Raw genomic sequence first — 7,692 nt, forward strand, 5'->3', positions numbered from 1 at the left:
ACGGAACAAACACATGAACAACAGATGGAATTGCTAGAGTAGTAAGCGGAAGGTGAAAGTAGCCCCCCTTACAGGGGGCATTCTCAAAAGCCACCTTCTAAGAAGGTGGTCTTTTACATCACTCGAAGTAATTACATACGTTCGACGGTTTCGATACCCAGGGTATCCAGACCCAGCTTCAGGGTTTTCGCCGTCAGCAGCGCCAGCTTGAGGCGACTGTTACGTACGCTTTCATTCTCGGCGGAGAGGATAGGGCAATGCTCGTAGAAGCCAGAGAACAGGCCCGCAAGATCGTACAGGTAGGCACACATCACGTGTGGCGTACCGTCGCGAGCGACGACGTTCAGCGTCTCTTCGAACTGCAGCAGACGAGCGGCCAGCTGCGCTTCACGGTCTTCGGTGATGGTCACTTCGGCGTTGATAATAGCGCTTTCTTCCAGCTCCGCTTTACGGAACACAGACAGTACGCGGGTATAGGCATACTGCATATACGGCGCGGTGTTGCCTTCGAAGGCCAGCATGTTGTCCCAGTCGAACACGTAGTCGGTGGTGCGGTTTTTGGAGAGATCCGCATATTTTACCGCGCCGATACCGACGACGTTGGCCAGTTTTTCCAGCTCGTCTGCTGGCATTTCCGGGTTCTTCTCTGCGACCAGGCGGCGTGCGCGCTCCAGCGCTTCGTCCAGCAGATCCGCCAGCTTCACGGTACCGCCAGCACGGGTTTTGAACGGCTTGCCGTCTTTGCCCAGCATCATACCGAACATGTGGTGCTCCAGCGGCACGGAATCTGGCACGTAACCGGCTTTACGCACGATGGTCCACGCCTGCATCAGGTGCTGGTGCTGGCGGGAGTCGATGTAGTACAGCACGCGGTCGGCATGCAGGGTTTCGTAACGATATTTCGCACAGGCGATATCGGTGGTGGTGTACAGGTAGCCGCCATCCTTTTTCTGGATGATGACGCCCATAGGCTCACCTTCTTTGTTCTTGAACTCATCCAGGAACACCACGGTTGCGCCTTCGCTCTCAACCGCCAGACCTTTAGCTTTCAGGTCCGCTACGATACCCGGTAGCATTGGGTTGTAGAGGCTTTCACCCATCACGTCATCACGGGTCAGGGTGACGTTCAGGCGATCGTAGGTCAGCTGGTTCTGGGTCATGGTAATGTCGACCAGCTGGCGCCACATTTTACGGAAGTATTCGTCACCGCCTTGCAGCTTCACGACGTAGCTACGCGCGCGCTCGGCGAAGGCTTCGTCTTCGTCGTAGTGTTTTTTCGCTTCGCGGTAGAAACCTTCGAGGTCGGCCAGCGCCATTTCACCCGCGTTTTCCTGCTGCTGCTTTTCCAGATACGCAATCAGCATACCGAACTGGGTGCCCCAGTCGCCAACGTGGTTAGCGCGGATAACTTTATGGCCCATCAGCTCCAGCGTACGAACGGCAGCATCGCCAATGATGGTGGAACGCAGGTGGCCGACGTGCATCTCTTTTGCCACGTTTGGCGCGGAGTAGTCCACGACGATAGTCTGCTTTTCTGGCTGCGCGATGCCCAGACGGTCGCTTTTCAGCGCCTGGCTAACGTGCTCTGCCAGGAAGGTTGGGTCGAGGAAGATGTTGATAAAGCCTGGCCCGGCGATCTCGACTTTATTAGCAATGCCGTTCAGATCGAGATGAGACAGTACCTGCTCTGCCAGTTGTCGCGGTGCCATGCCCAGTTTTTTGGCCACTGCCATCATGCCGTTTGCCTGATAGTCGCCGAACTGTACTTTTGCTGACTGACGAACCTGTGGTTCGCAATCGGCAGGCGCGCCTGCCGCAATCATGGCCTGACTGACTTTTTCTGAGAGAAGAGCCTGAATATTCACCGGAATACCTTACGTTTTAGACGCTGCAACCTGCACGGTTCAGCGCCGGGTGTGGATAAATTAAGGCGGGAGTATACTGCATTTGCCTGATGCCGTCAGCACTGGGCCATCCTCTCGTGCCTTGAAAAAACGTTGCCTGAGCAGGGATTAATCGCTCATGCGCCTGAACGGTTGGTTCAGAGAGAACAACAGGGTAGATTAGCCTTTTCATGTAATAAGAGTAGGGCTGAAATGGCAAACTGGCAGACTATCGCGGAACTGCAGGATATTTCTGCAGATCTCCCACGTTTTACTGACGCACTGGCGGCGCTTTCCCACCGGCTAGGGCTGGATATCACGCCGCTTAATGCCGATCATATTTCGCTGCGCTGCCATCAAAACGCCACCGCCGAACGCTGGCGCCGCGGGTTTGAGCAGTGTGGCACGCTGCTGTCGGAAAATATCATCAACGGCCGACCTATTTGCCTGTTCAAACTTGAGGAGCCGGTATGCGTGGCCCACTGGCAGTTTACGGTGATTGAGCTGCCGTGGCCGGGCGAAAAGCGCTACCCGCACGAAGGCTGGGAACATATTGAAATCGTTCTGCCGGGCGAACCGGAAGGGCTAAACGCGCGCGCGCTGGCGCTGCTCTCCGATGATGGGCTGAGCCAGCCGGGCATTTCGGTGAAAACCAGTTCACCAAAAGGCGAACGCGAACGTCTACCGAACCCGACGATGGCCGTTACCGACGGGAAGGTCACGATAAAATTTCATCCATGGACGATTGAAGAAATTGTTGCCAGTGAGCAGCCAATGTAACAATGTGAACTAACGCCGGGTCTGCAGATGGGAACGGTGGCATGATCTTTCGCTGAATCAAACGGAGAGAACTATGGCATTGCTGGAAATCTGCTGTTACAGCACGGAATGCGCGGTTATCGCGCAGCAGAACGGGGCGGATCGTATTGAACTGTGTGCGGCACCGCTTGAGGGCGGCCTGACACCTTCTTACGGTGTGCTGAAAGCCACGCGTCACCGGGTAACGATTCCCGTCCACCCGATAATCCGGCCCCGAGGCGGTGATTTCTGTTATACCGACGGTGAGTTCGCCGCCATGCTGGAAGACGTGCGTCAGATTCGCTCGCTGGGCTATCCCGGCTTTGTGATTGGCGTGCTGAACCCAGAAGGGCAGGTGGATATTCCGAGGATGCGCCAGATTATGGTCGCGGCTGGCCCACTGGCGGTGACTTTCCATCGCGCCTTTGATATGTGTGCGAATCCGCAGCAGACCTTTGAACAGCTTGCGGAATTAGGCATTGCGAGGGTGCTCACCTCCGGTCAGCAACCGTCGGCGGAGAAAGGTATTTTATTAATTCGGGAACTTATTGGTCGAAGGGATACTCCAACTATTATGGCTGGTGCGGGTGTAAGAGCGAGCAACCTTGCTCTGTTCCTCGACGCCGGTGTTAAAGAAGTACACAGTTCAGCCGGGCAATGGGTGCCCTCCGAAATGCGTTATCGCAACTCCGGACTTTCAATGTCAACGGATCCTGAAGCTGATGAGTATTCTCGCTATACCGTCGATGGCGCGGCGGTAGCAGCAATGCGGGAAATCATTGAGCGCCACGTGTAGCTAAAAGTTTTTTACCGCGTGTCATATTCGCCCAATATGATGCTTGCTTGTACCAGGCCCCTGCCCATTAAACAGGGGCCTTTTTTTCGCCGTCATATTTCACTCTGCGACTGCGTTGGCTTTCCTCGCTCGCCCCAGTCACGTACTGATGTACGCTCCCGGGGACTCGCTGCGTCGCCGCCTTGTTGCAGAGCGAAATATTTAGGCGAATCGCTGTCATATTTCCTCGGCGTTGGGTACGAACCTGTAGCCCGGCCAAGCGCAGCGCCGCCGGGAACGGCGCAACCGTTAAGGCTTACGCGCAATCAACACCGCGCGCAGCGGTGCCGGGTAGCCTTCAACCGTTTTGCTCGGGTCGTTCGGGTCGAGGAAATCGGCCAGCGACTCGGTGACCATCCACTCGGTGCGACGCTGTTCTTCGGTTGAGGTCACGCTCATATCGGCAATACGCACGTCAACGAAGCCACACTTCTCCAGCCAGTTTTTCAACGCCAGCGCCGACGGAATAAAGTAGACGTTACGCATCTGCGCATAGCGGTCGCCCGGTACCAGTACCGTATTTTCATCGCCTTCAACCACCAACGTTTCCAGCACCAGTTCGCCGTCGTTGACCAGCTGATCTTTAAGCTGCCAGAGGTGCTCCAGCGGTGAACGGCGGTGGTACAACACGCCCATTGAGAAGACGGTATCAAACGCTTTCAACGCCGGAAGCTGCTCAATGCCCAGCGGCAGCAGATGCGCGCGCTGATCGTTACCCAGCAATTTACGCACCGCTTCAAACTGGCACAGGAACAGCTGGGTTGGGTCGATACCCACCGCCAGATGTGCGCCCGCGCCAATCATGCGCCACAGGTGATAACCACTGCCGCAGCCTACGTCGAGAATGGTGCGGCCGCTGAGGTCAGACAGGTGCGGCAATACGCGCTCCCACTTCCAGTCAGAGCGCCATTCGGTATCGATGTTCACGCCATACAGCGAAAACGGCCCTTTACGCCATGGCATCAGGTGGCGCAGCAGCGTATCGATGCGCTTCACCTGACCTTCGCTCAGCGGCGTTTCGCTTTCAGCCGTCACGCTGTGCAGCAGGTCGAGCTTCCACGGCTGGATTTCAGGCAGAAATTCCACTGCGTTGGACCACTGCTTAAACAGACCGTGCTGATCGCGTTGCCAGGCGCCAATCTGCGCAGGCAGCGTTTCCAGCCAGTGGGAAAGCGGGCTTTTGGCGATTTGCTGATAAAAATTGCCGAACTCGATCATGCCGGGGTTCCTGCTTTCAGTGCGACCAGAGAGCCAAAGTTAAAGCACTGGAACCACAGCTCGCTGTGTTCGAAACCGGCCTGACTCAGGCGGGCTTTATGCACTTCAACGGAGTCAGTCAGCATCACGTTTTCCAACATGCTGCGCTTCTGGCTGATTTCCAGTTCGCTGTAGCCGTTGGCGCGCTTAAAGTCATGGTGCATGTTGAACAGCAGCTCGCCGACGGTCGCGTCTTCGAAGCTGAATTTTTCGGACAGCACCAGCGCGCCGCCGGGGTTCAGCCCCTGATAGATTTTGTTCAGTAATGCCTGACGCTCTGCGGGTTCAAGGAACTGCACCGTAAAGTTCAGCACCACCATCGAAGCGTTATGAATCTCGATATCGCGAATATCGCCCTCAATGACATCAACCGGCGTCGGCGCTTTATAGGCATCGATATGGCGACGGCAGCGTTCAATCATCGCCGGGGAATTATCGATAGCGATAATCCGGCAGCTGTCGTGGGCAATGTTGCGGCGGATAGAAAGGGTCGCGGCCCCCAGCGAGCAGCCCAGGTCGTATACCTGAGTATTCGGCTGCACAAAACGCTCGGCCAGCATGCCAATCATTGAGATGATATTTGAGTAGCCGGGGACGGAACGCTGGATCATATCCGGGAAAACTTCAGCAACCCGTTCATCGAAGGTCCAGTCGCCGAGGCGGGCTATCGGTGCAGAAAAAAGCGTATCGCGGTCAGACATAAGGTTAAATCCGGAAAAATAAAAACGGCGTATTGTGCGCTAACGCAGCGAGAAAACCAACTCCCACGGCATATACCACAGATTCATCAGCACCATTAGCAACAGTGAGAGGTAGGTGGCAATCATGCCAGAGCGTCGCCAGCGAAACAGGCGATGGTGAAAACCGTAGTAGTGCATGAGGCGACCGGCGAGCAGCATCAGGCCGCAGATATGTACCATCCAGGTTTCTGCGCCGTTCATCTCCATAAACAAAAGAAGCGCGACGCCAATTGGAATGTATTCCACCGCATTACCGTGAATGCGAATCGCACTTTGCAGCTCGCTAAAGCCGCCATCGCCATAGGCGACACGATAAAGTCTGCGCAGACGAACCACGTCGAAGGAAAATTTAATCAGTAACAACGCCGCGAGTACGGCGTACAGCGCGCTAACCATACAAACTCCCTTTAGGTTGGCAGAGGCTACTCATTATCATAGGTATGAATGTCAAAAAAGAGAAGATTGTTGTGGAATCGACGGGGTAGAACCCAGCTCGGGAAGGGCGGAATGCAGCGCTTCCCACAGCGAATGCACCAGCTCTGGCGCCTGGGCGATATCCGGGGTGTGCAGAAACAGATAAGGCGTGGTGGAATGTTGCCACTGTGCCAGTTTCTCTAGCCACGGCGCGAACATGGCCTGGTTCAGCGCCATGTCGTCACTGCCGATAAACCTCACCATCGGTTGCTCGGCGGTCACTACCGCATGTACCGGGACTTTGGGCTTTTTACGCTGAGCTTCTCGCACCGCTTCGTTGTGCGGTATGGCGGCATGTACCGGTCGGCTATCGAGGATCACTCGGTTCACGCCGCGCTCATGCAGGCCGCGGTTGAGCTGCCGCTCGCTGTCACTCTTATCGAAAAATTGCGGGTGGCGAACTTCAACGCCGTAGTGAAACATCTTCGGCAGCCCGTCAAGGAAATGCCACAGCGCGGGCAGGTCTCGAGGGCCAAAAGTAGCCGGAAGCTGAAGCCAGTATTGCCCAATTCTCCCGTCAAGCGGTGCCATCCGCTGGAAAAATTCGAGCGTCAGATCGTCACAATGACGAAGCGCTGCCTGGTGCGAAATGGTGGCCGGAAATTTAAAGCAGAAGCGAAAATTATCATCCGTTTGCGCCAGCCAGCGGTCGACTATTTCGGCTTTTGGCAGGGCGTACAGCGTCGTGTTGCCCTCCACGCAGTTAAAGTGGCGGGCATACTCTTCAAGGCTGGTAATACCAAGGCGCACCCATTTCGGGTGCGACCATTGGGGAAGCCCAAGATAAATCATAAGGCGGCAAGGATCTCTTCAGTGCTGCGCACGCGAGCAATGCGCGGGAAAATGTAGGAGAGGCTGCTCTGGTGCTGATCGTTATTGAACGCGCTGCAGGCATCTTCGGCAATAATCAGGTTAAAGCCCAGTTCCCACGCGTTACGGGCGGTGGACTCCACGCCGATGTTGGTGGAAATACCGCACAGAATAATGGTGTCGATGCCGCGACGGCGCAGCTGCACTTCGAGGTCGGTGCCGTAGAACGCGCCCCATTGACGTTTGGTCACCTCAATATCGCTGTCCTGTTTACCGAGCTCAGCCGGATAGGTCCACCAGTTTTCCGGCAGCGCTTTGGCCGGAGCGGGGGCATCAACCGGTTGTTTCAACGCGTCTGCAAAGTCAGCTGACCAACCTACGCGAACCAACACGACTGGCGCGGACGCGGCACGGCATTTGTCGGCCAGGCGGGCGGCACGGGCCACCACGTCAGCAGCGGTATGTGGGCCACCGGCAAACGGCAGAATGCCTTCCTGCAGGTCAATAACGACAAGAGCGGTTTTTTTGGCGTCTAAATTCAGCATGGTTGTTCCTCTGTAAACGGGCTGTCGGGGGCATACCTTACAATCGACGCCAGGTTATTGAACTGATAATTATTGTTAATTTTTGTGAGCGTAGGCAATAAGCGTTCAGCAAACAGTCGTATAAGCTGCTCCGGGCTTATCGCGAGCGAGAATTTCCAGTATAATAGCCCCCTTTTTTCATCCAGTAGTGACATTCAGCTAAAGCTGCGACAGTAACGCCTGCACGGCAGGCGACAATCCGCCGACGGCTAAGTTAAGGGATATCTCATGCGTACAGAATATTGCGGACAGCTTCGACAGTCCCACGTTGGGCAGCAGGTGACTCTGTGTGGTTGGGTCAACCGCCGTCG

At 55.7% G+C, this 7,692-nt stretch carries 9 protein-coding genes; 3 read left to right on the top strand and 6 right to left on the bottom strand.

Translation table 11 applies throughout. The features are described 5' to 3' along the window. Window positions 1–131 precede the first annotated feature (131 nt). Window positions 132–1,865 carry an arginine--tRNA ligase gene (gene argS, locus RDN66_RS19045; RefSeq protein WP_202217734.1) on the bottom strand — a complete coding sequence of 578 codons (1,734 nt, stop codon included), beginning with the start codon at window positions 1,863–1,865 and terminating at the stop codon, window positions 132–134. A 231-nt stretch (window positions 1,866–2,096) separates the two neighbouring features. Here argS and RDN66_RS19050 point away from each other — a divergent pair, with 231 nt between their 5' ends. Together RDN66_RS19050 and cutC are read left to right on the top strand one after the other, a co-directional pair. Then, window positions 2,097–2,663 (top strand): VOC family protein, encoded by a 567-nt coding sequence (locus RDN66_RS19050; protein ID WP_202217735.1) that lies wholly within the window; start codon window positions 2,097–2,099, stop codon window positions 2,661–2,663. Window positions 2,664–2,736: 73 nt separating this feature from the next. Next, on the top strand, window positions 2,737–3,477 hold the full coding sequence (gene cutC, locus RDN66_RS19055) for a copper homeostasis protein CutC (protein WP_202217736.1): 741 nt from the start codon (window positions 2,737–2,739) through the stop codon (window positions 3,475–3,477). Between the two features lie 288 nt (window positions 3,478–3,765). Here cutC and cmoB read toward each other — a convergent pair whose 3' ends face one another. From cmoB to RDN66_RS19080, 5 genes are read right to left on the bottom strand one after another with little or no spacing between them, the layout of a single operon-like run. Next, on the bottom strand, window positions 3,766–4,734 hold the full coding sequence (cmoB, locus tag RDN66_RS19060; protein WP_035891727.1) for a tRNA 5-methoxyuridine(34)/uridine 5-oxyacetic acid(34) synthase CmoB: 969 nt from the start codon (window positions 4,732–4,734) through the stop codon (window positions 3,766–3,768). Beyond that, a complete protein-coding gene (gene cmoA / locus RDN66_RS19065) occupies window positions 4,731–5,474 on the bottom strand; it encodes a carboxy-S-adenosyl-L-methionine synthase CmoA (protein ID WP_035891724.1) in 744 nt (247 codons plus the stop codon). Before cmoA ends, cmoB begins: the two co-directional genes overlap by 4 nt. 39 nt (window positions 5,475–5,513) lie before the next feature. Next, a complete protein-coding gene (locus tag RDN66_RS19070; protein WP_035891721.1) occupies window positions 5,514–5,909 on the bottom strand; it encodes an MAPEG family protein in 396 nt (131 codons plus the stop codon). Between the two features lie 51 nt (window positions 5,910–5,960). Next, on the bottom strand, window positions 5,961–6,779 hold the full coding sequence (locus RDN66_RS19075; RefSeq protein ID WP_202217737.1) for a DUF72 domain-containing protein: 819 nt from the start codon (window positions 6,777–6,779) through the stop codon (window positions 5,961–5,963). Further along, window positions 6,776–7,342 (bottom strand): hydrolase, encoded by a 567-nt coding sequence (locus RDN66_RS19080; RefSeq protein WP_202217738.1) that lies wholly within the window; start codon window positions 7,340–7,342, stop codon window positions 6,776–6,778. The genes RDN66_RS19075 and RDN66_RS19080 overlap by 4 nt, the downstream gene beginning before the upstream one ends. Before the next feature lie 267 nt (window positions 7,343–7,609). Here RDN66_RS19080 and RDN66_RS24350 point away from each other — a divergent pair. Continuing rightward, a partial coding sequence (locus RDN66_RS24350) for a hypothetical protein (RefSeq protein ID WP_374044029.1) occupies window positions 7,610–7,692 on the top strand: 83 nt, incomplete at its 3' end.

The sequence above is a fragment of the uncultured Kluyvera sp. genome, assembly GCF_902485085.1.
GTDB classification, from domain to species: domain Bacteria; phylum Pseudomonadota; class Gammaproteobacteria; order Enterobacterales; family Enterobacteriaceae; genus Kluyvera; species Kluyvera ascorbata.